Origin of the sequence: Candidatus Methanoperedens sp. (assembly GCA_027460525.1) — an archaeon.
GTDB lineage: Archaea > Halobacteriota > Methanosarcinia > Methanosarcinales > Methanoperedenaceae > Methanoperedens.
The window spans coordinates 13853-38028 of sequence record JAPZAS010000031.1; the positions used below are offsets into that span (position 1 = coordinate 13853).

At 43.5% G+C, this 24176-nt stretch carries 30 protein-coding genes and 2 tRNA genes; 12 read left to right on the forward strand and 20 right to left on the reverse strand.

Annotated elements, in window-relative coordinates; all coding sequences use genetic code 11:
* Nucleotide 1 precedes the first annotated feature (1 nt).
* From O8C68_10665 to O8C68_10710, 10 genes are all read right to left on the reverse strand, one after another.
* A complete protein-coding gene (locus tag O8C68_10665; GenBank protein ID MCZ7396256.1) occupies nt 2-1180 on the reverse strand; it encodes an acetyl-CoA C-acetyltransferase in 1179 nt (392 codons plus the stop codon).
* A gap of 13 nt (nt 1181-1193) precedes the next feature.
* Nucleotides 1194-1931: a 3-oxoacyl-ACP reductase FabG gene (gene fabG / locus O8C68_10670; GenBank protein ID MCZ7396257.1), complete on the reverse strand. Its 738-nt coding sequence runs from the start codon at nt 1929-1931 to the stop codon at nt 1194-1196.
* Complete coding sequence (phaC, locus tag O8C68_10675) at nt 1928-3064, reverse strand: class III poly(R)-hydroxyalkanoic acid synthase subunit PhaC (protein MCZ7396258.1); 1137 nt, start codon at nt 3062-3064, stop codon at nt 1928-1930. Before phaC ends, fabG begins: the two co-directional genes overlap by 4 nt.
* Nucleotides 3065-3085: 21 nt before the next feature.
* Nucleotides 3086-4120: a hypothetical protein gene (locus tag O8C68_10680; GenBank protein MCZ7396259.1), complete on the reverse strand. Its 1035-nt coding sequence runs from the start codon at nt 4118-4120 to the stop codon at nt 3086-3088.
* Between the two features lie 20 nt (nt 4121-4140).
* The gene (locus tag O8C68_10685) at nt 4141-5241 is read right to left on the reverse strand and encodes a hypothetical protein (GenBank protein MCZ7396260.1); all 1101 of its coding nucleotides are present in this window, start codon (nt 5239-5241) and stop codon (nt 4141-4143) included.
* 332 nt (nt 5242-5573) lie between these two features.
* A complete protein-coding gene (locus tag O8C68_10690; protein MCZ7396261.1) occupies nt 5574-5840 on the reverse strand; it encodes a hypothetical protein in 267 nt (88 codons plus the stop codon).
* A gap of 17 nt (nt 5841-5857) precedes the next feature.
* A complete protein-coding gene (locus tag O8C68_10695; protein MCZ7396262.1) occupies nt 5858-6958 on the reverse strand; it encodes a hypothetical protein in 1101 nt (366 codons plus the stop codon).
* A 130-nt stretch (nt 6959-7088) separates the two neighbouring features.
* Nucleotides 7089-7244, reverse strand: a complete 156-nt coding sequence (locus O8C68_10700; GenBank protein ID MCZ7396263.1) for a hypothetical protein — start codon at nt 7242-7244, stop codon at nt 7089-7091.
* A gap of 114 nt (nt 7245-7358) precedes the next feature.
* A complete protein-coding gene (locus O8C68_10705) occupies nt 7359-7637 on the reverse strand; it encodes a hypothetical protein (protein ID MCZ7396264.1) in 279 nt (92 codons plus the stop codon).
* 588 nt (nt 7638-8225) lie between these two features.
* Nucleotides 8226-8573: a hypothetical protein gene (locus tag O8C68_10710; GenBank protein MCZ7396265.1), complete on the reverse strand. Its 348-nt coding sequence runs from the start codon at nt 8571-8573 to the stop codon at nt 8226-8228.
* A 135-nt stretch (nt 8574-8708) separates the two neighbouring features.
* Between O8C68_10710 and O8C68_10715 the strand changes: the two genes are divergently transcribed.
* Nucleotides 8709-9287, forward strand: coding sequence for a class I SAM-dependent methyltransferase (locus tag O8C68_10715; GenBank protein ID MCZ7396266.1), 579 nt, complete (start codon nt 8709-8711; stop codon nt 9285-9287).
* An 11-nt stretch (nt 9288-9298) separates the two neighbouring features.
* On the opposite strand, the gene O8C68_10720 is transcribed toward O8C68_10715, so the two are convergent.
* Nucleotides 9299-9580, reverse strand: a complete 282-nt coding sequence (locus O8C68_10720) for a DUF1699 family protein (protein ID MCZ7396267.1) — start codon at nt 9578-9580, stop codon at nt 9299-9301.
* A gap of 186 nt (nt 9581-9766) precedes the next feature.
* Nucleotides 9767-9928, reverse strand: coding sequence for a rubredoxin (locus tag O8C68_10725; GenBank protein MCZ7396268.1), 162 nt, complete (start codon nt 9926-9928; stop codon nt 9767-9769).
* A gap of 87 nt (nt 9929-10015) precedes the next feature.
* Here O8C68_10725 and O8C68_10730 point away from each other — a divergent pair, with 87 nt between their 5' ends.
* From O8C68_10730 to O8C68_10755, 6 genes are all read left to right on the forward strand, one after another.
* Nucleotides 10016-11041 (forward strand): methionine synthase, encoded by a 1026-nt coding sequence (locus tag O8C68_10730; protein MCZ7396269.1) that lies wholly within the window; start codon nt 10016-10018, stop codon nt 11039-11041.
* A 25-nt stretch (nt 11042-11066) separates the two neighbouring features.
* Complete coding sequence (locus O8C68_10735) at nt 11067-12176, forward strand: AAA family ATPase (GenBank protein MCZ7396270.1); 1110 nt, start codon at nt 11067-11069, stop codon at nt 12174-12176.
* The gene (locus O8C68_10740; GenBank protein MCZ7396271.1) at nt 12176-12655 is read left to right on the forward strand and encodes a hypothetical protein; all 480 of its coding nucleotides are present in this window, start codon (nt 12176-12178) and stop codon (nt 12653-12655) included. Before O8C68_10735 ends, O8C68_10740 begins: the two co-directional genes overlap by 1 nt.
* 41 nt (nt 12656-12696) lie before the next feature.
* Nucleotides 12697-12769 (forward strand) — tRNA-Gln (locus O8C68_10745).
* Between the two features lie 182 nt (nt 12770-12951).
* A complete protein-coding gene (locus O8C68_10750; GenBank protein ID MCZ7396272.1) occupies nt 12952-13194 on the forward strand; it encodes a hypothetical protein in 243 nt (80 codons plus the stop codon).
* A 64-nt stretch (nt 13195-13258) separates the two neighbouring features.
* Entirely contained in the window at nt 13259-13975 is a 717-nt protein-coding gene (locus O8C68_10755) for a hypothetical protein (protein MCZ7396273.1), read from the forward strand.
* On the opposite strand, the gene O8C68_10760 is transcribed toward O8C68_10755, so the two are convergent.
* The gene (locus O8C68_10760) at nt 13972-14292 is read right to left on the reverse strand and encodes a hypothetical protein (GenBank protein MCZ7396274.1); all 321 of its coding nucleotides are present in this window, start codon (nt 14290-14292) and stop codon (nt 13972-13974) included. The genes O8C68_10755 and O8C68_10760 overlap by 4 nt on opposite strands.
* A gap of 75 nt (nt 14293-14367) precedes the next feature.
* Between O8C68_10760 and O8C68_10765 the strand changes: the two genes are divergently transcribed.
* Together O8C68_10765 and O8C68_10770 are read left to right on the forward strand one after the other, a co-directional pair.
* The gene (locus tag O8C68_10765) at nt 14368-14586 is read left to right on the forward strand and encodes a hypothetical protein (protein MCZ7396275.1); all 219 of its coding nucleotides are present in this window, start codon (nt 14368-14370) and stop codon (nt 14584-14586) included.
* 15 nt (nt 14587-14601) lie between these two features.
* Nucleotides 14602-16902, forward strand: coding sequence for a DEAD/DEAH box helicase (locus O8C68_10770; protein ID MCZ7396276.1), 2301 nt, complete (start codon nt 14602-14604; stop codon nt 16900-16902).
* Between the two features lie 70 nt (nt 16903-16972).
* Here O8C68_10770 and O8C68_10775 read toward each other — a convergent pair whose 3' ends face one another.
* Entirely contained in the window at nt 16973-17191 is a 219-nt protein-coding gene (locus O8C68_10775; GenBank protein ID MCZ7396277.1) for a hypothetical protein, read from the reverse strand.
* 160 nt (nt 17192-17351) lie between these two features.
* Here O8C68_10775 and O8C68_10780 point away from each other — a divergent pair.
* Nucleotides 17352-17426 (forward strand) — tRNA-Pro (locus O8C68_10780).
* Nucleotides 17427-17447: 21 nt separating this feature from the next.
* Here the strand turns inward: O8C68_10780 and speB are convergent.
* Together speB and O8C68_10790 are read right to left on the reverse strand one after the other, a co-directional pair.
* Nucleotides 17448-18314 (reverse strand): agmatinase, encoded by an 867-nt coding sequence (gene speB / locus O8C68_10785; protein MCZ7396278.1) that lies wholly within the window; start codon nt 18312-18314, stop codon nt 17448-17450.
* Nucleotides 18315-18701: a translation initiation factor IF-5A gene (locus tag O8C68_10790; GenBank protein ID MCZ7396279.1), complete on the reverse strand. Its 387-nt coding sequence runs from the start codon at nt 18699-18701 to the stop codon at nt 18315-18317. It lies immediately after the preceding gene.
* Between the two features lie 147 nt (nt 18702-18848).
* On the opposite strand from O8C68_10790, the gene hisA reads away from it, so the two are divergent.
* Together hisA and O8C68_10800 are read left to right on the forward strand one after the other, a co-directional pair.
* Complete coding sequence (gene hisA / locus O8C68_10795) at nt 18849-19571, forward strand: 1-(5-phosphoribosyl)-5-[(5-phosphoribosylamino)methylideneamino]imidazole-4-carboxamide isomerase (protein MCZ7396280.1); 723 nt, start codon at nt 18849-18851, stop codon at nt 19569-19571.
* A gap of 190 nt (nt 19572-19761) precedes the next feature.
* The gene (locus O8C68_10800; protein ID MCZ7396281.1) at nt 19762-21027 is read left to right on the forward strand and encodes a HEAT repeat domain-containing protein; all 1266 of its coding nucleotides are present in this window, start codon (nt 19762-19764) and stop codon (nt 21025-21027) included.
* A 2-nt stretch (nt 21028-21029) separates the two neighbouring features.
* On the opposite strand, the gene O8C68_10805 is transcribed toward O8C68_10800, so the two are convergent.
* Genes O8C68_10805 through O8C68_10820 form a run of 4 tightly spaced genes read right to left on the reverse strand, consistent with a single transcriptional unit; the run spans nt 21030 to nt 24099 of the window.
* Nucleotides 21030-21542, reverse strand: a complete 513-nt coding sequence (locus O8C68_10805) for a nicotinamide-nucleotide adenylyltransferase (GenBank protein ID MCZ7396282.1) — start codon at nt 21540-21542, stop codon at nt 21030-21032.
* A 1-nt stretch (nt 21543) separates the two neighbouring features.
* Nucleotides 21544-22887 carry a Coenzyme F420 hydrogenase/dehydrogenase, beta subunit C-terminal domain gene (locus O8C68_10810; protein MCZ7396283.1) on the reverse strand — a complete coding sequence of 448 codons (1344 nt, stop codon included), beginning with the start codon at nt 22885-22887 and terminating at the stop codon, nt 21544-21546.
* A complete protein-coding gene (gene mer / locus O8C68_10815; GenBank protein MCZ7396284.1) occupies nt 22888-23817 on the reverse strand; it encodes a 5,10-methylenetetrahydromethanopterin reductase in 930 nt (309 codons plus the stop codon).
* Entirely contained in the window at nt 23818-24099 is a 282-nt protein-coding gene (locus tag O8C68_10820; GenBank protein MCZ7396285.1) for a hypothetical protein, read from the reverse strand. It lies immediately after the preceding gene.
* Between the last annotated feature and the right edge of the window lie 77 nt (nt 24100-24176).

The window sequence follows — 24176 nt, forward strand, 5'->3', positions numbered from 1 at the left end:
TCTACCTCTTTACCACCATGGCGATACCCTGCCCTCCTCCGATACAGAGAGTTGCAAGACCGTATGTACCTTTCCTTCTTGCTAATTCATGCAGGAGTGTGACCAGTATCCTTGTGCCGCTGGCTCCTATGGGATGCCCGAGGGCTATAGCGCCGCCATTGACGTTAACATGCTCAGGATTCAAGCCCAGTTCTCTGATAACCGCAATGCTTTGCGCTGCAAAGGCTTCATTGAGTTCTATCAGGTCAAGTTTGCCTGTGGCAATACCAGCGCGCTCTATGGCTTTTTTGGTTGCGCAAACAGGACCCATGCCCATTGTTTCAGGAGGCACGCCGCAGAAGCCGTAGCTTTTGATGGTCGCCAGGGGCGAAAGTCCTTTTTCTTTTGCCTTTTCTTCGGACATCAGAAGGACACAGGCAGCTCCATCGTTGATGCCAGAAGCATTGCCTGCAGTTACTGTTCCGTCCTTTTTAAACGCAGGTTTTAGTTTTGCGAGGATCTCTTTTGTTGTGCCGAACCTTGGAAACTCGTCCGTATCAAAGAGCACGGGCTCGCCTTTTGGCTGGGGGATTGCTATTGGGACTATCTCTTCTTTGAACTTACCTGCTTTAATTGCAGCCTCTGCTTTATTCTGGCTAATTGCTGAGAACTCATCCTGCTCTTCCCGCGTTACATTGTATTTTTCTGCCACGTTCTCTGCTGTTATTCCCATATGGTAATTTCCGAAAATATCCCAAAGCCCGTCATATATCATCAAATCCACGACTTCATCGTTGCCCATCTTTGCTCCCCAGCGGTTTTTTTTCAGGGCATAAGGAGCCATGGACATGGACTCTATGCCGCCTGCCAGCACAACATCCGCATCGCCGAGCATGATGGATTGCGCACCCAGAACAACCGATTTTAAACCAGAGCCGCATACCTTGTTCACGCAATAGGAAGGTACCCCTTTTGGAATTCCCGCTCCAATTGCAGCCTGCCTTGCCACATTCTGACCGTGACCTGCAGAAAGAACATTTCCCATGACGACCTCGTCGACGGCACTTTGTTCAACATTAGCCCTTTTCAGGGCATCTTTCAATACAACAGAACCAAGCTGTCCGGGACTGAAATCCTTAAGACTTCCCCCGAATTTCCCGACTGCTGCTCTTGTTGCCGATACAATAACTACATTATTCATTTTTCTCACCTTTTTATATTACCAACCCACCGTCCACGCAAAGCACCGCACCTGTAACAAACTTCGCCTCTTCTGAAGCAAGATATAAATATGCCTGTGCAACATCCCCCGGTTCACCAAGCCTGCGCAGAGGAGTTTTTTCTTTCATCAATTCAAGGATTTTTTCAGGCACATTCGACGTCATGGGAGTCATTATAAATCCTGGGGCTACTGCATTGACCCTTATCCCTTTTTTCCCGAGTTCCTTTGCCAGGGTCTTTGTCATGCCAATCAGACCGGCTTTGGTTGCAGCATAGTTGGTCTGACCGACATTGCCATTTATCCCTACAATGGAAGAGGTATTGATAATTACACCATTTCCCTGATTGACCATGACTTCAACCACAGCCTGGATGCAGTTAAAAACTCCTTTAAGATTAACGTTGATGACTTTATCCCACTGTTCCTCTGTCATTTTTAATACGAGGGCATCCTGAACAATACCAGCATTATTTATCAAAATATCGATTCTACCGTATTTCTCCAGAGTATCCTTAACCATCTGTTTAGATTGTTCCCTGTTGGTTACATCCAGTTTAGCGAAAAATCCCTCTCCGTTTTTCTTAATCTCTGCTACTGTTTCATTACCGCCCTTTTCATTTACATCGGCGACAACAACTCTAGCTCCTTCGTTTGCAAACAGGAGTGCAGTCTCTTTACCAATACCGCTCCCGGCTCCTGTAATAATTGCAACTTTATTTTCAAGTCTCATTTTATATTCCTCCTTGATCTGCGAATCTTTATTTTTTGTTCAAACTTCTCTTCTCCATCCACGAGTGACCTCGGCTTTAACCACTCGGCAATCTTAGGGCAGACCTCTTTCTGGGATTTGGAGCCCACGAAGATACCAATATGTCCTGTCGGGAAAACAAGCATCTCTTTATCCGAACTTGATACTGCATCAATCAGCGGTTTACTTGCATCATTGGGAACGAGGTGGTCAAATTCTGCCATTACATTAAGAAGAGGCATGGTTATATTTTTTAAATTAATTTTCTTACCATCGAGCATCATCTTGTTTTTGATAAGGAGGTTCTTCTGATAGCAGTCTTTGAAGAACTGCCTGAAGGTTTCACCTGCCTGGTCAGGACTGTCGAATATCCATTTCTCCATCCTGAGGAAATTCTTGACTGTGTCTTCATTTCTAAGCTCGCATTCTTTATCCTCTGGTTCGCATTCGATTCGCTCAAAAAGACCTACATACTTGTCAATCATAAGCCTGAATGGATCTGTGAGCAGGAATCCAGCATTCAGGAAATCACCGGGCACTATTCCATAGTAGTCCACGATCTTGTCCACATCCAGGCTCTTTGCCCATATATGAAGAAGTCCTTTATCCGTATCAAAGTTTACAGGCGCCACTAAAGTGATAAGGTTTTTTATCTTTTCAGGATGCAATGCAGCATACATCACAGAAAAAGTCCCGCCCTGGCATACGCCGAGCAGCGTTATCTTATCCAGTCCCGACCTTTCTCTGATCTTATCAACAGCATTATTTACATAACCGTTTACATAATCGTCAATAGTGAGGTATCTGTCCACACCCCTGGGATATCCCCAGTCAATGACATAGACATCAAAACCTTCATCCAGCAGCTTCTTTATAACACTTTTATCAGGCTGGAGGTCCAGAATGTAGTACCTGTTCACAAGTGCGTACACTACGAGTACTGGAACTGGATATGGTTTTTCTACGGCTGGGATATAATGGATAAGTTTCATCCTATCTTCGGTGTAGATGATTTCGGAAGGCGTTGTTCCAACCGAAAAATCAGAAGCTTTCAAGAACAGTTCCATCCCGTGCTTGAATTTCTCAACAAATTCTATTGAATTAAGTTCGTTCATGGCGTTTCCTTACCCAAAACATCATTTTTTCTTGGTTTGATGAACCCCAACATATTCATCCTTTTTAGATGGGTTCATCAAAGTTTTGTGAATTTTACGAGATTCATCCTTTTTAGTTTGAGGAACCAAGGTTCTCTGTTCATTAAAACGGTTCATCGAATATTCTTTGATCTGGCTGGTCAATTCCCCTACTGTTTCCTTGAGAGAATCCAACTCTTTGTTTATCTCATCGATTTCGGTCTTCGTGGGGAGATCCATTGTTTTCAGGTTCGACTCTTTTACTGTTCCTTTGAGAGAATCCAACTCTTTGTTTATCTCATCGATTTCGGTCTTCGTGGGGAGATCCATTGTTTTCAGGTTCGACTCTTTCACTATTCCTTTGAGAGAATCCAACTCTTTGTTTATCTCATCGATTTCGGTCTTCGTGGGGAAATCCATTGTTTTCAGATTCGACTCGTTTACTGTTCCTTTGAGAGAATCCAACTCTTTGTTTATCTCATTTATTTCGTTCTTCGTGGGGAGATCCATTGTTTTCAGATTCGACTCTTTTACTGCTTTCTTAAGAGAATACAACTCTTTATTAATCTCATCGATGTCGGTCTTCGTGGGCAGATTCATTGGTTTCAGGTAATTCTCTTCAAGCATCTCCCGGTTGTATTTTTGGAACTCCATAAAATGCGACATTAATTTCCCCATGTCTTCCGCAAAATGGCCTGATTTCAGGAATTCCTTGAAGGTCTCGCTATACGTCTCTATCCAGATCTTGTAAAAATCTTTATATTTATCAGGACTGTTTTCTCCCTCTATCTCGCTTCCCACCTTTTCATGCATTCTGCGCATTGCTTCCATGAATACGCTCTGGAGATTGACATTGGAGTCCATCCAGGTTGTATAAAGTTCAACAAATGTAGAGAAACCCTTCATCATTTTTTCGGATTTCTCACGCGCTGGGCCCACGGCAGGCATTTCGACTATTCTGCCCATAGTGGCATTGTAGGTCTTTAACCACAGGTCAAAAAACTCCTGCGTCGATGATTCAAAACTAGATTTTTCCATATTTAACCTGTCTGAATCTCTCATTTTTTATTCTTTCCAGGATACGCTGACGCTGAACCTAAATCAGATTTTACCCACATCTTTGACATTCTGGCAAAGGTGTCTGTATATATCTTTGCCATAATCTTTACAGGCTCCATCATTTCTTTCATCGGGCCTGCCAGGGGCATGTCCTCAAAGAAGCTGTCAAAAGCTTTTTCATACATTTTTATCCAGAGAGTATAAAATTCTTTAGCTACCTCTGGATCAGTGGCTTGTTGTGATAGCTCCTTGGTCTTTTCTGCCATTTTTTCAAGTGCAGCAATCCATGCCTTGTACATGTTCAGATAAATACTGGTGCTCTGCACGAAACTCTCAAATACTTCTTTTGAAGGCTGCATAGACTGCACGCACTTGCCATAGGTCTCTTTATATGTTTCCATCCATATAGTATAAAATTCCTTGTAAGCTTCGGGGCTTGCATCTCCCCGAGAAAGTTCTGCCATTTTCTCAGAAAGCCTCTGCATGGATTCAATCCACGGACCGTATAACCTGGAGTATGTATTCTTCCATAGTTTTGACATCTGGACAAAGCTCTCCAAGTAGATATCCGGTATGCCTGTGTATTTTTCAAATATCTCTTTTGTACTCTCTTGAGCAGGGAGTGCAAGAATTTCGTCGAATATTTTTTCATACGACTTTATCCACATATCATAGCATTCTTTATATTTTGCAGGGTCAGTTTCGCCTTTGAGTATCTCCTGGGTATTCTTTGCATTCTCCTCTAACTCGGCAATCCATCCTCTGTATAGTCTATTCGATTCCTCTGCACTTGAGAGGAATTTCTCAAGCGTTTCTTTATTGGACTTCAGCGTTGGGACTGGATAAAATTTACCAAAGGTGTTCTGGTATGTTTTCATCCATTCATCATAAAATTCCTTGTATTTCTGTGGTGTAGCTTCCTTTGAGAGAAGAGTCGCCTTCTCAAACATCTCTCCCGTTGATTCAATCCAGGGCTTGTACAGCTTTAAGTAGGAATCCTCCCACGTTTTTGAAACTTCTGTGTAGCTATCTGCCCACGTCTTGAAAATATCTTTCTTCTCTCCAGTTGTATCTTTTCTTTCCTCAGTTTTCTTAACCATAATAATTCACCTGTTTTAATTAGTCCCTGTATTTAAATACGGGGTCTTTTATAAACCCTGCAGACTTGTTGCTTTTATGCACTAATGATCGCACTCGCAACTCCACGGACTATGCCCTTTATGTTCGTTCTCATATATAAGATTTTTTTCTATATTAATCGTTATATTTATTATTAATCATTATATTAAAGAAGAATCGATGTATTCTCATTTAAGTTATTCGATGAACTCGTTGATGGGCATTGCCCTGTATGTCGCTCATCAAATAATCCGCAACATACGATCCTTACCTTCCAAGCAAATTCCACTTTTATATTATCTGTTATCTTACTCTATGTTTTGTCCAGCATTTCCTCTAACATATCGTCTGCACTTAGCAGGTATCTTGCTCTCTCCAGGTCTATTTCCGCAAGGCTTTTCCATGAAGGCATGCCAAGGACTATTCCCGATGTCCTCTCTATATCTTCAAGCGTGTCTTCGTATGCTTCTTTCTTGACATTGTAGATATAATTTCCATTTCCCACGTCAAGGTCAGCAAACGATGCTTCACGGTCGATTTCCTGGACGACACCGTCCAGGCTTATTTCTCTAAATCCCATCTAATTCGCCTCTTTGTTCAAACCCGGCTTGTAGCGCTGGAAAACGAATTCACCCACAGCTTGGAGAACTTGGTAAATGTGTCTGCATATATCTTAGCCGCATTCTTTACAGGCTCCAGAATCTCTTTCATCGGTCCGACCGCAGGAGTGTCCTCAAAGAAGCTGTCAAAAGCCTTTTCATACGTCTTTACCCATAGGTTATAAAATTCTTTTGAAGCCTCAGGATCATTGGTTCGTTTTGATAGCTCCTCAGCCTTTTCTGACAGTTTTTCAAGTGCTGCTATCCAGGACTTGTAAAGGTTCAGATAAATATTTGCGCTCTGTGCGAAACTCTCAAACACATCCTTTGAAGGCTGCGATTGGAAATCAAACAACTTGCCGTAGGTTTCATTATACGTATCCAGCCACAGGGTATAAAATTCCTTATAAGCTTCGGGACTTGCGCCTCCTTTGGAGATTTCTGCTGCTTTCTCGGATAGCTTCGATATGGATGCCATCCACGGCTCGTAGAGCTTAGCATACGAATTCTTCCATAATTTTGATATCCGCAAAAAGGTCTCTGAGTAGAAATCGGGTACGCCTGTGTAATTTTCAAATGCCTCTTTTATATTTTCCCGGGCTGGCAGTTCAAGAAGCTCATCGAATATTTTTCCGTACGACTTTATCCACAGATCATAGACTTCTTTATATTTTGCAGGATCCTGTTCGCCTTCGAGTACCTCTCTTGTCTTCTGGGAATTCTCCTCTAACCTGGCAATCCATGACCTGTAGAGATTATTCGATTCCTCTGCGCTGAGCAAGAGTTTCTCAAGAGTCTCTTTATTGGATTTCACTGTCGGGATGGGATAAAAATCACCAAAGGTATTCTGGTATGTTTTCACCCATTCGTCATAAAATTCCTTATATTGCTTTGGTGTAGCATCCTTTGGGAGAAGAGCCGCTTTCTCAAACAGTTCTCCTGTGGATTCAAGCCACGGCTTGTACAGCTTTAAGTAGGAATCCTCCCACAATTTTGAAATGCCTATGTGGCTGTCAGCCCATATCTTGAAAACATCTTTCTTTTCTTCATTCACAACTTTTCTCTCTTCAGTTTTTCTTTCTTCAGTTTTTTTAACCATATTTATTCACTCCTATTTAGTTTTTTTATTATTTTATCTAACCAGTTCAGTATGATTGGATTTCAACACTGAGAGCATAAACGTTATCTATATACAGTATATAGGCTAGCCAGTTCAGTATGATTGAATTTCAACCCACCAACTTTTTGATATCATGCAGCGATATGTGATAATCTTTAGATACATCAAATTCAGCCTTGATTAAGGCTTCATTTTCGTTCACACCTGTATGCATGAATGCCATTTTTCTTTTTGAAATTGCTGCCAATACATCAAATATATCCATATGTCATCAACTCCCTAGGCAATACCTGCATAGTCATACTCATATATAAGATTTTCTTTCTATATTAATGATTATATTTAATTATTAATCATTAAATTTAGGAATATCTTATCCTCAGGTTTTGCCCAGCATTTCCTCTAACATATCGTCTGCACTCAGCAGGTATCTTGCTCTCTCCATGTCTATCTCCGCAAGACCCTTCCATGAAGACCATTTTTGGATATTCTCTATACATTCAAGCGTATCTTCATATAACTCATCAAGGTTGACATTGGAATTGATATACTCTCCATTTCCCACATCAACCGCGATGTCAGCAAATGACCCTTCAAGATCAATTTCCTGGACGAAATCGTCAAGCATATTGGATTCGCTTATTTCTTTAAATGCCATCTAATTCACCCCTTTGTTTACAGTTGTTTGACTTTTTTTGACTATTGTATAGATTTCCATGTTATTATTCCTCCTACAGTGCCCCATGAGATACGTTTTTTAGCACCCTAATTTTTTTGGTAAATGTTATGTAGGCTTTGGCCATATATATAACTTATCATGATTATAATAATAATGCTAATTTCACACAGCTTTTATCATTCTATCCTTCAATCATTTTTTTGTTTTATTGTATTCATTCAGAATCACCAAATATCTCTATTACGTCAATAATATTTAATCTACGTAAAAAGGCTGTTTTTAGCATATTCATTCTGAAAAAGGATTGGATGAGGAAATAATTGCCATAAAAATTTCGCTTTTCTAATCATCAAAACCGTTTGAATTTAATGTCAATTCTGCTTGGCATAATTAGATTAGATATTTTTGGAATGACCTTTTAAAGATTCAATTTGTAGCCAAACAATTTCTTAATCCATAGCCCATACCTGAATTAAAGTAATATGTGTCAGCAATTCAAAAGCAATAACATTGACTCAAACGCCTTCGGATTTCAATTTTAAATGTTTCACTGGTGCGAGTACAACATTAGGCGCTCTCTTCTTGCGCTGCCTCAGAGCCGCCACTGGATTTTATGGGCGTGGGTACAACATTACCTTGCGTTTCGCTCAACATTTTTTCTACCATTTCATCTGTGCTTAGCAAGTATCTTGCTCTCTCCAAGTCTATCTCCCCGAGGTTCCTCCACGAAGTAGCCTCACGGCACTGAATACAGAACTTCACGACACTCTCCAGCTCTATCTCCTCATGGCTCTTCCATGAAGGCCAGTCATGGACAAGTTTTTCCTTGGGAAAAAACTTCATTAAGCTAGGTACTGTTCCCAATGTCTTCTCTATATCGTTAAGCGTATCTTCATATATTCCCATTCCTATCACCACTTTATATAATAGATTTGTCGCACAATAAAACTTTCGGTGGGTGTGGATGCCTTGTAGCAGATGTTATTTCACCCGGCTTTTCATAAAAGGTAAATATTATCAAGTTAAACCCACAATCCTGAGTACTGCAAAATGGAATTTCGCTATAAAAATACTGTTATCAAAACCACACCGTTAGTTTACGAACCTTCAGAGGATTCCTTCCTGCTTGCAGAGGTTGCATTATCCGAGATAAAAGACAAGGAGAGGATTTTAGAACTGGGGTGCGGGAGCGGGATAATATCTGCTGTCATAAAAGCCAATACAAAAGCAAGAATAGCTGGGATTGACATAAACCCATTCGCTGCAGCCTGCACAAAACAAAATGGAGTTGAAGCAATAAGGGGGGATCTGCTAAGTTGCATCAAAGGAAAATTTGATATGATAATATTCAATCCGCCGTATCTTCCAGGTCGTGAAGGGACAAGAAAGGACTGGATTGACATTGCTCTGGACGGGGGATACGATGGCAGGGAAATAATATACCGGTTTCTTGAGGATGCACTGCCTCACCTTGTTGAAAATGGGCGAGTTTTGATGGTAGTGTCGTCATTGACCGGAATCGGAGAGGTGAAGTCGAAGATGAAGTCCCTGAATTATGAAGTGGAAGATAAGCTCCAGGAAAGATTCATGTTCGAGCAACTCGCTGTAATAGCAGGCACCAGGAGATGAACTAAAAGGATTTAAATTTCAATTTCTGCAAACCTGTCAATATCGGTTCTGTGACCCCATATATCCCCTGTCATGAGTTTTATATTTTTCATTTTTAAAAGTGTTTTCGTTGTATTTGAAATGGTTTTGTGATACGAAGAGGGTAACTGTATTCTCTTCAGTTTCGGGTTTTTTGTCACCAGTTCAAAAATATTTTTTTCAGATGGCCTGAAGCAAAAATGCACATTTTCTTCGTTTCCCTCAATATCTTTGAGGTCTTCCATGGAGCCAATGATTCTGAAAACCGCTTTCATAATGCATTATCTGGTATTCATACTATTTATATTTTTTACTTTTGTAAGTCCAAGCAAACAAATATGAACCGCAGATACGTGGATAAGATGCGGCAGAGGTTTCGTATAGAGCAAAATAGATAGGCACTACATAAACGTTAAACAAAAATTTGAACGTTCCTGTGATGCAACGGAAAAAACCGGGATTCACCCAAGCTTTTTGAATGCGCCTTTGGGCGCGCCGCACCAGGGGCAAACCCATTCATCAGGAATGTCTTCAAAAGCAGTTCCGGGCGCAACCCCGTTGTCTGGATCTCCAACAGCAGGGTCGTATACATATTCGCAGAGAGTACATTTCCACTTTTCCATATATTACACATTTTAACTACAAAGCTTAACTGTATCGCTTATAAAGGCTTCAATAACTATAAAACCGCAAAGTACAATCAATAGCCAATGATACTCTTCGATGATATCGGAAGCTATCCCCTGCCGGCAGGAACAAATAAAGAATGGGTAGCTCAGGCTGTAAAAAACCGTGACCCTGAGTTAATCAGCATTCTAAAAGATGCAATGCAGCAAAAAATAACTGCCGGAGTGGAAGTGCCCACATATCCCCAGTTCCAGGACATGAACCAGCAGTTTCTGGGGATAATCAACGACGAATCCGCATCAGAAGAGCCTCTTATAGTCCGCACGGAAAGGGCAAGGATAATGGAGCTTGAGGCTATTGAAGAGGTCGGAGAGGAATATTACAAAAAAAACGGCAGGAAATTAAATGTGAGGGTATGCGTCACAGGACCCGTGGAACTGTATTTGAAACAGTTCGGGGCGACAGCATATAAGGATGTGTTGAACGCATTTGCAACCAGCATCGACCGGTTCATCAGCAATTCCATCGACAGTGCAAAACACCTCAATATATCCACGGTCTCTATCGATGAACCCAGCATAGGGATAAATCCGCAGATTATGTTCAATGATATCGATATTATAGAAGCCCTGGAAAAAGCTGCAAAAACATCGGCATCACATAAAATAGATACTGAAATCCACCTGCACTCCCCACTCCATTATAAACTTGTATGCAGGGTGCCTTCGATAGGTATAATAGGCGTCGAATCTGCCGCAAGCCCGTCGTATCTTGACCTTATAGATAAAAAGGACCTCGAAGAGCATGATAAATTCCTCAGGATGGGTGTGGCACGCACTGACATTTTCGGAATGGCAGCGGCACTGAATGAGAAATACGGCACGAACGTATGGAAAGAGCCTTCAAAGCTTGATGAAATAACAACCCAAATGGAAACCCCGCAGACCATAAAAAAGCGGCTGGAAAAAGCGTATGGATTATTTGGCGAAAGGATAAAATATGCAGGTCCAGACTGCGGACTTGGTTCATGGCCTTCACAGGAACTTGCCTTCAAACTCCTGCAAAACACAGGGCTTGGAATAAAAGAATTTCTAAAGAATAAGATTTAATAGATGCCCGACAATTACTGATTTTATGCGAACAAAACAGCGGGTAAACAATAAAAAGAGCAGCAAATATAAATCTGTATCCAAAGGCTGCGGTGCAAAAACGGTAACAGTGAAGCCGGCAGGTTACCCTCTGAAAGGAATTTTCCATGAATATCCCGAACCTTCGGAACTGGATGTCTTTGAGTTCTATGCAAGGGAGCAGTGGAACGGTTTTATAGTAAAGAAGGGAGACTACCTTTTTGATCGCAGAATGTTTCCAGATTTTGCTTTCAAGGTTATAGATATTGAACCTGAGAACTCTGAGATAGGCAAAAATACAAGATTTGTGGTCTTAGATTATGATTCGGATTTTTTTGTTCCCGAGATTAAACGTACAGTCACCTTTAAAGATATCATAGGGCAGGAAAAAGCCAAACAGAAATGCAGGCTTATCGAGCGTTTCCTAAAAAAACCTGAGAAATTCGGAAACTGGATGCCCAGAAATATATTATTCCATGGACCCGCAGGGACAGGAAAAACCATGATGGCAAAGGCGCTGGCAAATGCAACCGATGTTCCTTTCCTGCCTGTAAGAGCCACCAAGATGATAGGAGAATTCGTGGGTGACGGGGCTCGTCAGATACACCAGCTCTACGAAAAGGCGGAAGAGCTTTCGCCGTGCATAATCTTTATCGATGAATTCGATGCCATTGCCCTGAACCGGAGCTATCAGGAAATACGCGGCGATGTGGCTGAGATTGTGAATGCACTGCTCACAGAGATGGATGGAATAGAAGAGCGAGACGGGATATGCACCATTGCAGCCACGAACATGATCCATACCCTTGATTCCGCCATACGAAGCCGCTTTGAAGAGGAGATCGAGTTCACCCTCCCCAATGTAAAGGAGCGGTTTGAGCTATTGGAACTTTACACGACTACATTCCCAAAGAAACTTGGAAAAGATGTGAACCTCCAAGCGATAGCGAAGCTGACGCATGGCTTCTCAGGACGCGACCTTGTTGAAAAATTACTTAAGAATGCACTCCATAAAGCCATACTTTCAGGCAGCAAAGTAACAAAAACCCATTTTGAGTCAGCACTTGCTGAAGTGTTCGGGAAGAAGTCAGAGCCGCCGAAAGGAATGTTCGCATAATGGCAATAAAAAGCATCGGAACCCTGATTGGGAATCTGAAGGAATTATACGATAAAAGTAAAGAAAAATCCGGGTGGCGTGTTCTCCACGGCATGAACCGCGGATACCATGATACTTTTATAGCAGGCGATAATAACCTGTGGCAGATTAAATCCGAAGAGGTCAAGCCTGGCGAATTTGTTGCTGTGGGCATGAAAGTATCGAGTTGTGATGATGAGCTTACGAAAATAATGAAAAACGGTTCTCCTGTGCCCTTCGGAACGGTGACGCCCAGGGATAGGAAGATATCGATTATAATGGCAGGAATACAGACATATTCTTCTGATTCATCCAGCCTCCTGTGCAGGGAGCATCTTTCGAGCAGGCAGGCGGAGCTTGAGCAAAAACTTAAGCAGCAGGTTAACAGGATGATGGGCGACCCGGCTTTTCGTAGGAAATACATTGAACATAAGGACAGGCTCGGAAGGGCATATTTGTAACAAACATAAAGAATAAGTAGTTTAGTTGCAATTTAAAACCCAGTCCCGTAGGGTAGTGGTCAATCCTTCTGGCCTTTGGAGCCGGAGACGGTGGTTCGAATCCGCCCGGGACTATATTTTTTCCTTAGAAACTAAATCTGTACTCCGCTGGGCCATGTATCTACTTTACATCTACAGTAAAGTACATATATTGATATATCCATTAAAAAATCAACGCAAAAAAGCACCTGTAGCTGAATAAACTTTAAAGGAGAAGATAAATATGCAGATAGACCCTGTTTGTGGAATGCAGGTCGATGAGAATACAGCGCAATATAAGGTCTTTTACCTCATCGGCAACGATGGTATTATGCTGCCTTCATCATGTGAGTGATTTATTGCCTGCCTTGGGTTTCATTCTTGCAGCTTCATCATTTCTCACTCAATACAAAAATGCAATTATAATAGCCGGACTGGTTGCAAATGCGGCAGGGAGCGCCTATATTGCAAGGGAAATCTTAAAAGATGGGAAAGTTTCAGGGCCTGAAACTTCTCTCTAAGATTGGACTAAATTATTCGATATGTTTATATAGGGCTAAGAAGGGTTTTTAGGATGGTGTCGAAATGCAAGATAAATGCCCGAAATGCGGTGAGACTTTAATAACCAGGACCATTAAAAAAGAGTTGGGGTATGGCAGTATTGATTATCCGATTTCCCAGGAGTGCCCGAAATGCCACTGGAGCAAGGATTTGACAGGTGCCGGTGATATAGTATCAAAGCCCCAAGTTCAGGAGACGAAAAAAAAGGAAGTAAAACCGCCTGCACCGCCAAAAGCTGCACCCCCGAAAGCCGCGCCTCCAACAGCGCAGCCAAAGCCTTTGCCTTCGGCTAATATCAATAAAATCATAACCATAGCTCTGGCAATACTTGTGCTAGGTGGAATTGTGTGGGCTTTTTACCTTTATCCAGCTTCACAAAAGCAGACAAGTGTCACAACGCCAGCTGCAACACCGACAGTTACACAAACCCCTGCACAGCCGACAGGTACTCCTGTTCCAGAAGTTACCCCAACGGGTGTAATAGTAGGGATAAAACTTGATCGATACAGGGGCTTTTTCAGTCTTATCGACAGCACCCTGAATATCAAAACCGGGGATAATGTCATCTGGACAAATGAAGGGTCAGATGCTCTCACTCTTGTCAGTTCTGATGGTCTTTTTGAGGATAGATTCTTGAATAATGGCAAACGCACAAACTATATATTCTTGAAATCAGGGACTTATAATTTCTATCTTAAAGAAAATAAAAACCTGAATGGTAGTATTATCGTGGAATCTTAGACCATAGTCCAGTCAAGCTGAAGACCGTCCAGGGTCATGAGGATTATCTTCTGCTGTATGCCCGGGAGTTCATAAGGCAGGTCTTCATAACCGATATACAATTCATCGCCTGTATTAATCTCAGGAGGCGGATTGATAACCTTGCCGAAAAAGTATTTCTTATTTGTTTTGGGATCCTGCACAACCACATTTCTCCATGCTTTAGCCTGTGCGACACGTACGACTGTGCATTTCCTTTTGATTTTCTTTAATCTTTTTCTGATTCCGCCTATTTCTGTTTCAGTAGTTTGTACCACATCAATATCATCATCAGCCATTTTATATCATCCTAAGATACCTTGATATACCCGTTTTATGTATTAAAGTATACGCATTAAAGAACGGTGACAATTATGGTATTACCAGCAACAAAACGCTATCTGATTGAATTACTTCACAAACATAAGCTTACATATGAACAGGTCGGTAAATATTCAGGTATAGACACCGAAAGGATAAAAGCCATCAAGAAAGGCGACGAACCAACGGCTGAAGAAAGACTGAGATTAAGAAATGTGGCATATTCTTTATCCGAACTTCGCTCGAAAGATACCGGCGAAACAATGGATTAATGCTCTCAATTAAGAATGAATGATGTGGAATACATTAATCATCCTCTCATAAAACCAGATACAATCGAGCAGAGATTATACCAGCTTTCCCTTGCCGGGGAAGCCATTCGGAAATCTACCATTGTGGTTCTTCCAACAGGTCTTGGGAAAACCATCGTTGCGCTTCTTGTGATGGTTTCACGCCTCCCGAAAGGAAAGGTTCTCCTTCTCTCGCCAACGAAGCCGCTTGTCGAACAGCATGCCGCTTTTTTCAAGGAGGCGCTTAATATCCCGCCTGAAAATGTGGTGCTGTTCACGGGCAATACCCCTCCAGGGAAAAGAACTAATATGTGGGAAAAAGCACAGCTCGTGGTCTCCACGCCTCAGGTTATAGAGAACGACCTCCTGGGGAAAAAAATTAACCTTGATAATGTTTCGTGTATAATTTTTGACGAGGCGCACAGGGCAACTGGAAATTACTCCTATGTGTATATCGCAGAGAAGTACGCCTTACAGAAGGAGCCGCTTGTGCTGGGAATTACAGCAAGCCCGGGCAGCGACCCTGATAAGATACAGGAGGTATGCACAAACCTGCATATCAGCAATGTGGAGATGAGGATTGACTCTGACCCTGATGTCAGACCTTACATTTTCGATAAGGATATCGAGTGGAGGTATGTTACTATCCCTGTCGAGATAAAAGGGTTAAAACAGTTGATGGATAAAGTCCTTTCAGACAGGTTAAATAAACTTTGCCAGCTCGGTTTCATATCCCCATACCAGAAAAGACTTTCAAAGAGGGAAATGCTTGAGCTGCAGGCGAAACTGCAGTCGCAGCTGCGTTCATTCCCTGACCAGAAGATCTATCAGGGCATATCGCTCCTTGCCGAGATATTCAAAGTCAGCCATGCCATCGAGCTTTCGGAAACCCAGGGGGCATCTGCATTATCCAGATATTTCGAGAAACTTGAGAACGAGGCGAGATCAAAAAGCGGGAGCAAGGCTGCAAAGCGCCTGATGGAGGATATGAGCATGCGCCAGGCAGTGTATCATCTTGCAGGATGCGACGGCAACAATCCAAAACTGAATGCAATAAAAGAACTCGTGGGGAAGCAGGTTCTTGAGAACCCGCAATCACGGGTCATAGTTTTCACCAACTACAGGGATACGGCAGAACTTGTGGCTAACTCGCTCAAGGAAGTTCCCGGCATAAAACCGGTGAGGTTTGTGGGACAGGCGAGTAAGTATAAGGACACGGGCTTGACCCAGAAACAGCAGGTTGAGATAATTGCGAAATTCAAGGGGGGCGAGTATAATACCCTTGTGGCTACCTCGGTGGCTGAGGAAGGTCTTGATATACCCGCAACCGATCTTGTTGTTTTCTTTGAACCAGTTCCTTCAGAGATCCGGAGCATCCAGAGAAAAGGAAGGACCGGGAGGAAACATGCCGGGCGCATCGTCATACTTATGGCAAAAGGGTCAAAGGACGAAGCCTATCACTGGACGAGCAACCGAAAGGAAAAAACCATGCTAAGAACCATGAAAAATCTTGATCTTGAAATAGATGCCCCGGCAATTACAAAAGATACGCCTGTCGCTGTGGCAGTGGACGTTCCGCATGGTACAAACGGACAGACAAAATTACCAGATTTCCCTGCGCAGCAAACGCAGGAGCCAAAAACCACCAAAGCCGCTGCAAAGGTTTTCGTTGACCAGCGGGAGATTCGCTCCCATGTTGCTCATGCCCTTGAAAAACTGGGAATGGATGTTTCATTGACAACGCTTGAAGTGGGCGACTACGTGGTGAGCGACCGTGTGGGCATCGAGAGAAAAACTTCAGAGGATTTCCTGGCTACGCTTCTTGACGGCAGGGATCTCTTCAGCCAGATATCAGACCTTGTGCGCGCATATGAGCGCCCCTTATTAATTATCGAAGGCGAGGGGCTTTATACCACGAGGCAGATACATCCAAATTCAATACGCGGGGTACTTGCTGCCATCACCATTGATTTCGGGGTTCCTGTTATCTTCAGCAAGGACGAAGAGGATACTGCTGCATTGGTAAGCATAATAGCAAAAAGGGAACAGTTCGACTCAAAACGGGATATAAACATGCACGGGAAGAAATCAGCATCCACGCTCAAGGAGCAGCAGGAATATCTTGTATCGGCAATTTCCGATATCGGACCTGCTGTGGCGAGGAACCTGCTGCGGCATTTTGGGAGCGTGGAGAGGGTGATGACGGCATCGCGCGAGGAATTAATGAAGGTGGAGCTTGTTGGTCCGAAGACTGCGGACAGGATTAAGGAAGTGGTGAGCGGGGAATATAAGGGGTGAACATTCGTGCTTCACTCAAAAATGGTGACTTTGTCCTTATTAAAACTTAAATGTCTCATCCCAAACGAGTTCAATCATTCAGGTCTTTCCACAAATCGTTGAATTTACCGCTCTTTACTGTCCCCTTTTTATATGCCCTGACAGCTTCTTTTGCCCTTTTTGATATTTTTGCCCTTTTAAACTCAACTAATCTTTTGGAAAGAATATTTAGCAGGTACTCCCTGTCATCTACGTCTAAATGTTCGGTCTCCTCAAGAACTTCATTGATGGTAACCATTTTGCTTTTCATTTTACCACTTTATGTTCTAACTACTTTAAACCTTAAAAATATAGCAGGTACGCGCCATACTGCACTAGCATTGCTTGTCATAAATTATTATGTTTGCATTTGCACAGGTTGAAAGTTGAGCAATCTTTTTATCTTCCCACGCTATTATTGAGTCGCCCGAGGGATAGTAGGGTAGCCTGGTCCATCCTTGAGCGTTTGGGACGCTTAGACCGCGGTTCAAATCCGCGCTATCCCATTAAAATTAATCTGTGTTTAATTATTGTTCCAATCCAGCTTTCGCGTTCGCTGCAATAAAATCGCGCACAAGCTTTGCGCCCAGCAATGCTGTATTACCTGAATCGTAAGCAGGCGCAATCTCGACAATATCAAAGCCCACTATATAAGGCGCAAGGCATGAAATTACTGCCCTGACGTCGCGCGGAGTCAGCCCATAGGGTTCTGGAGTCCCGAGCGCAGGGGCATAGGCAGGGTCAATGGCATCCATGTCTATGGATAAGTATACAGGACCTTTAATGTAATCATGGATTTCAGCAATTATCTTCTCGATACCCGATGAAAAAACTTCTTCTGCTGAAAACACTTTAACATTGTTATCATTGACATACTGGTATTCTTCGCGTGTCCCGCTCCTTATGCCCAAGGAAACGTATTTTTTAGTGACGTCTTCGATAATGTGTCTTGATATACAAGCATGGCTGTTTCGTTCACCTTCGTATTCATCCCTTAAATCAAGATGTGCATCGAGAACCACGAATCCAAGGTCGGGATATTTTTTCTTGCAGGCATTCACAAAAGGAAACGTCAGGGAATGCTCCCCGCCGAGCATTATAGGGATTTTCCCCTCTTTAACATACTTATTGGCATGAACCGAAATCATCGAAAGCGTATCGTCGATGTTCTCAGCTACTTTAAGATCTCCAGCATCATGGATTTCAACGTCTATGAGGTCAACATCAAAAAAGCTGCTGAACGTCTCAAAATTGTATGAGGCGCCACGCATCTGCTGCGGCGCAAGCCGGCTCCCCTTCCTGAAGCATGAGGTGCAGTCAAATGGCACCCCGCAAATTACATATCTGGCTTTTTTATAACTGGAGTTTGCATCGGCAAAAATTGTATTTCGCATCTATATACGCATATCGATCTTTATTTTTCCCATCGAAATCAGATAAGAAATATCTTTTCCTACCTCGATTTTATCTTTGAGCTCATCCGGTATTTTAAGTTCCAGCGTGGAATAATCAGCGTTATCCATTATCTGCACAACATCGCCTGCCACTGATAATACCTGCCCGTTTTTCCTTTCTACAAGCGGGACGTATATCTTGTCTGTTACAGGTGCAACTATTGAGCGTTTGGAGCCGTCGAATATGCCGATGGCATCTATTCTTGCTTTTGCAGAGCCGTGTTTTCCTGTTTTCGCATGAGAAATACTTTTAATAACACAGGGTTCCTCGTCGACCAAGACATACTTTCCTTCCTTTAATGTCCTTACTTCCACTTGTTCCTTCATTTCGATTCTCCTCGCCTAAGATAGCTTCTAATATAATAAATATGTCGATTTAAAAGATTGTGTTGCTGCAGACACATAATCAAAGAAACCATTATTTAATAAACCATCATAGAGCCAGTAAACTCTCTTAACTTAGAAGTGACCCAGATGTTCAAAATAATCCCTGCCATCGACCTGAAAAACAGAAAATGCGTCTCCCTGGTGCAGGGAATCCCTGGCACCGAGCGCGTCTCACTCGCCGACCCGCTTGCAATCGCAGCGCGCTGGATTAGCGAAGGCGCAAGTGTACTGCACCTCATCGACCTTGACGGCGCTATCGAGGGGAAACGTTTGAATAGTTCCATAATCGAATCCATCGTGGAAAAATTCAATGTCGAAACGCAGGTTGGGGGGGGAATAAGGTCAGAAGAAGATGCATCCGGGCTCCTTGCGCTTGGCGTGGACAGGGTAATTCTCGGTACTGCTGCTGTTAACAATCCTTCCTTCGTTGAAGGGCTTGTCAAGGAATTTGGAAGCGAGCGCATCATGGTAGCGCTTGATTCAAAAAACGGCAGGGTAACCACACACGGCTGGGCAAAGCGCTCGGCTTTCACCGCTGTGGAGCTTGGAAGGAAGTTTGAGAAACTCGGAGCAGGAAGCATCCTTTTCACCGACATCAACACCGAAGGGCTTCTGTCAGGGATAAATCCTGAGCCGACAAAAGAACTGGTGCAGGCGCTCAATATACCTGTAATAGCCTCAGGCGGCATCACCATGCTTTCGGATATCGAAGCAATCAAAAAAACAGGCGCAAGCGGGGTGGTGGTCGGGGCGGCGCTGTATGTTGGGAAATTCACTCTCCATGAAGCGCTGATGCTGGAAGAGAGCTAGCGTTGTGAGAGAAATATGGATTTTTTGGATTCCGAGTTTGATAAAAATTCTTTAGAATTTCTAAAGCAACACAAATATATATTCCAATGTGATTGAGGAACGAAATTGGATTCATAAGACAGCATTCTTAGGTGGCACCGATGCTTGCTGGAAGCGAGGAATAAAACAGACATCTGGTGGGAGATGCAATATGGGAATACTTGATTTTTTCAAGCCTGACGTAGAAAAAATGGAAATGAAAAGGGATGTTAAGGCATTGAAAGATGTATTGAATCATAAAAAAGATAAGTACATTCGAAAGAAAGCTGTAGAAGCTCTTAGAAAAATAGGAGATAAAAGCGTTATAGAAGCTCTTAATCAGGCTTTAAATGATGAAAACTGGGAAGTTCGAAAGAGAGCAGTCGAAGCTCTTGGAGAAATAGGGGATAGAAGGGCAATAACGTCTCTTATTAATTCATTGGAAGATGAAAACGAGTATGTTCGGTGGAGAGCGATAGAAGCTCTTGGAAAGATAGGGGATAGAAGGGCGGTAGAACCTCTCATTCAGGCATTGAAAGATGAAAACGAGTATGTCCGGGAAGAGGCGGCAAAAGCTCTTGGGAAAGCAGGAGATAAAAAAGCGGTAGAACCCCTCATTCAGGCATTGAAGGATGGAAACGAGTATATCCGGGAAGAAGCGGCGAAAGCTCTTGGAAAAATAGGTGACGTGGAAGCGGTAGAACCTCTCATTCAGGCATTGAAAGATGAAAACGAGTATGTCCGGGAGGAAGCCGGAGATGCACTTGTAAAAATAGAAGATAAAAGGGCGGTTGGAACTCTTATCCTGGCATTGCAAGATAGAAATGATAATGTTCGGAAGAGAGCAGCAGAGACTCTTGGAAAGATAGGAGATAAAAGGGCAATAAAACCACTCATTATAGCCTTGAATGATAAGGATTTAGATGTTCGCAAGAGAGCAGCAGAAGCCCTTGGGGAGATAGGAGATAACAGGGCAGTCGAACCGCTCATTCTGGCTATGAAAGATGTTTTTCCTGATATCCGGGATGATGCCGCAGATGCACTTGCGAATATCGGAGAACCTGCTGCAGGACTTCTCGTTCAAGCTTTGAAGGATGAAGACCTGGATGTCAGATGGAGAGCAGCAGGAGCTCTTGGAAAAATAGGAGAACCTGCGGTAGAATATCTCATCCAAACAATGAAGGAGGGAGGCGAGCATGTTCGAGAAGCAGCAACAGAGATTCTTGTTAATATAGGAGAACCTGCTGTGGAAACCCTTATTCAGACTTTAAAGGACAGGGACGAGCATGTTCGAGAGGAGGCAGCCGAAGCTCTTGTGAGAATCGGAGAATCTGTGGTCAGACCACTCATTGCAGCTCTGAAAAGTGAGGACATGGAGGTTAGAAAGAGAGCAGCAGAGACTCTTGTAAAAATAGGAGAATCTGCTGAAAAGTATTAGAATCAGTCCTGGTCCGACTTCGCCACGGTTTTCAGCCTTTTTACGCCGTCAATTTCTTTTATGATTTCAACAACCTTCTGGGGCACTGAGTGCTCCCATTTTTCACCTTTAAGCATCCTCCTTCTTATTTCGGTGCCAGAGTAGTTATTCCTTTTAAACAGCGGTGACTGCTTGACCTCGATTCCGGCTTCGCTTAGCAGTTCAATCACCAATGGATTATTGGTATAGGCTATCTCGAAAGGCGGAACCATGGACTTCACATGCGATACCCACAGTGAGTTGCGCTGTATATCCTCGATAGGAATCACGTAATGCTTTATACCGAATTCGAGAAGCGCGCTTGAGACCATGAGCACGCGTTCGCCTGCTGTGAAGGGGTTCTCTATTTCATGGCTTTTCTGGGCGCTTCCTATGCCGATGATGATTTCATCTACTTCCTTTGCAATCTGTTTTAAAACCTGGTGGTGCCCTAAGTGATAGGGCTGAAACCTTCCAAGATAAAGTCCACGTCGCATATCATTCTTCAGGCTGAGCTGGCTTTGCGGCTATTTCCGCTTTTTTTGTTTTTTCCTTCTCCGCTTTCTCTTCCTTCCCCACAGGTTCTATTTTTTCTGGCGGCGGGGGTGGAATCTTCGCTAGCCTCTCTCTCCCCCACGGTCTTATGGGGGAATCGCGGCTCCAGATTTCCTTCATGAAGGTACGCCAGTCCCAGCTATTGTGCTTGTGCTTCATGCCGGCCAGTTTTTTGACAATATCCAGTACAATTGGTTTGTCCGAATATTCTATATCAGTAACCTTATTGAGATATTTCTCACCCTTCTCAGTCCTGACGAAGATGGTGCTCCAGCCGTCATCAGAACCAACCGAACCAACGGATATATCTGCGTAATATGAAGTATAGTCCTGGCAGAAATGGCATCCATGTCGTGCCATCGGAGCAACCGCTTTTATGGGCACTTCCTTTGTCTCTTTGGTGGTCTCAACGATGAAATTTCCCTTATGGAAGTTCATCTTAACAACGTCTCTTATATCCACGCCCATTATTTTCGGGATAACTTCGGAAAACATGACCTCTTCCGAGAAACTTTCCATGCAGATGAGCCCGATTATCAATTCGATCCTGTTAAAATTCTCCCTGAACAATGAAGCTCCGTGCACCTGGCACGGCACTCCCACCAGCGCAACTTTCTTATATTTTTTCAGTCCCTTTTGAAATGTGTCTGCGTATGCGCGGTGGATATCCCGCATGCTGGCTACCACGGGCTGGTAGGTATATTTTGTGCCTGCTGCTTTTGTCACATCCTCGGGGCTCGTGAACATCACCACTTTTGTCTCCCATTTATCATTCCTCACAACCCCGAGCGCGCAGTCTATTTCTCCCTGCTCGAGCAGGGATTTCAATATCTGCGAAACAACGGCGCCATCCTGACCGTGGAGCGTTTTGCTCCTGCCGGCTTTCATGACCTTTATGTTATTGAATTCATCTACAGGGAAACCGTCAAGTATGGGGCACACCCGTTCGCATGCATAGCACTGTACACACGGGTTAATGTCAACCTTGAAGGGATTGATGGACTGGAAAAGCGCCTCGGTTTTTAACTCCATTTTCCTGTAACTGTTCTTTTCTTTGGAGATGTCAACAGCCTCGCGCCTCACCACGGGTGCATTCATAGGGCATATGGATTCGCATGTGCCGCAGGAGGAGCAGTAATTGTACTCCCCTACATCCGCGATTTTGGGCAATCCCGCATCTGGGGCATACATACTGCCAAGTCTTGCGAGCACCCGGGTTTGATCTGATTTAAGGATTCCTCTCGATACTGGCACGCCGGGTGTTTCGCTGTGCGTTTCTGCCTGCACCTATTTTCCTCCGATTATCTCTTTGCCTATCAACTTAATCGCGGCTTCCTTATCAGGACCTATCGGAGAGCCTGCCACTATCTGCGTGACGCCGATTTTCTTTAATGCCTCAACCTTTGCCTTGCAGTCGGCGGGTGTCCCGCATATGGAGAATGCATCTATCATCTTTTCGGTAACGAGGTTGTTCAAGCCCGGGAAGTCTCCTTTGGCAATGGCGTCGCCGATTATTTTCTTTGCGCTTACCTCGATGCCGTGCCTCTGTAGAACCGTATCTGGCGAACCTGCAACAATGAACGCAACCACTACTTTGGCTGCGCCCTTTGCCTTCTCGGCATCCTTGTGAATGGAGAAGCATGCGTATGCGCCTACATCCACGCTCTTTGGGTCCCTGCCTGCCGCTTTGGCGCCTAATGCTATTTGTTTTATCGCAAATTCAAAGTCTTTGGGATGGGATGCGTTTATGAGCACGCCGTCAGCTATCTTTCCTGCGAGTTCAAGCATCTTCGGACCCTGGGCGCCCATATAGATTGGGATATTCCCGGTCTTAAATGCAAGTTTTGCGCCGCCTATTTTTACCCGTTTTCCGTCCTGCGAGACTTTTTTACCTGTAAAGAATGCCCTGAGCGCAACTATGCTCTCGCTGATGGTGGTCATTGGTTCCACCCATTCGATGCCCATGGCATCAAAGGTGGCTTTATCGCCAGGACCTATGCCCAGGACTGCGCGTCCTCCCGATATCTCATTGATCGCACCTATGCTCTGGGCTGTGATCGCGATGTTCCTCGTATAGGGATTCGTTACCCCTGTCCCCAGTTTAATCCTGTTGGTGTTCAATGCCAGTACCGCGAGCGTGGTGTACACGTCCCGGTTGTTATAATGGTCGGTTTTTAGGGTATAAAAATGCTGGAAAATTTGCTTTTGATTTAGAATCTAAGCCTTTGCTTTTTCGCAGACTGCTATATGTTCTTTGATCATTGCTTCTAAAGAGTCCATTCTTTCTTCGGTTTTGAGCTGGATTAAAATTGCCTTGATGTCCCCTCTCAGTTCAGAATTGCTCAAACGGGATTCTTCACGGAATGCTCTGAATTCCTCCTTAAGACCATGCACTTCTTCTTCTAAAGTTACAATCCTATCGGTGTTCTTCCTGACCTTGTCCGTAATCGTAACAAGTTCTTTGAGTTTTTCGTAGATGTCGCCGAGTCCTATTGCCATAATTCTATGATGTTCGGAATTCTACTTAAAACTTTTCTGCGCCTCTGCCTCTCCGACTGCGGAAAATGGAATTATAG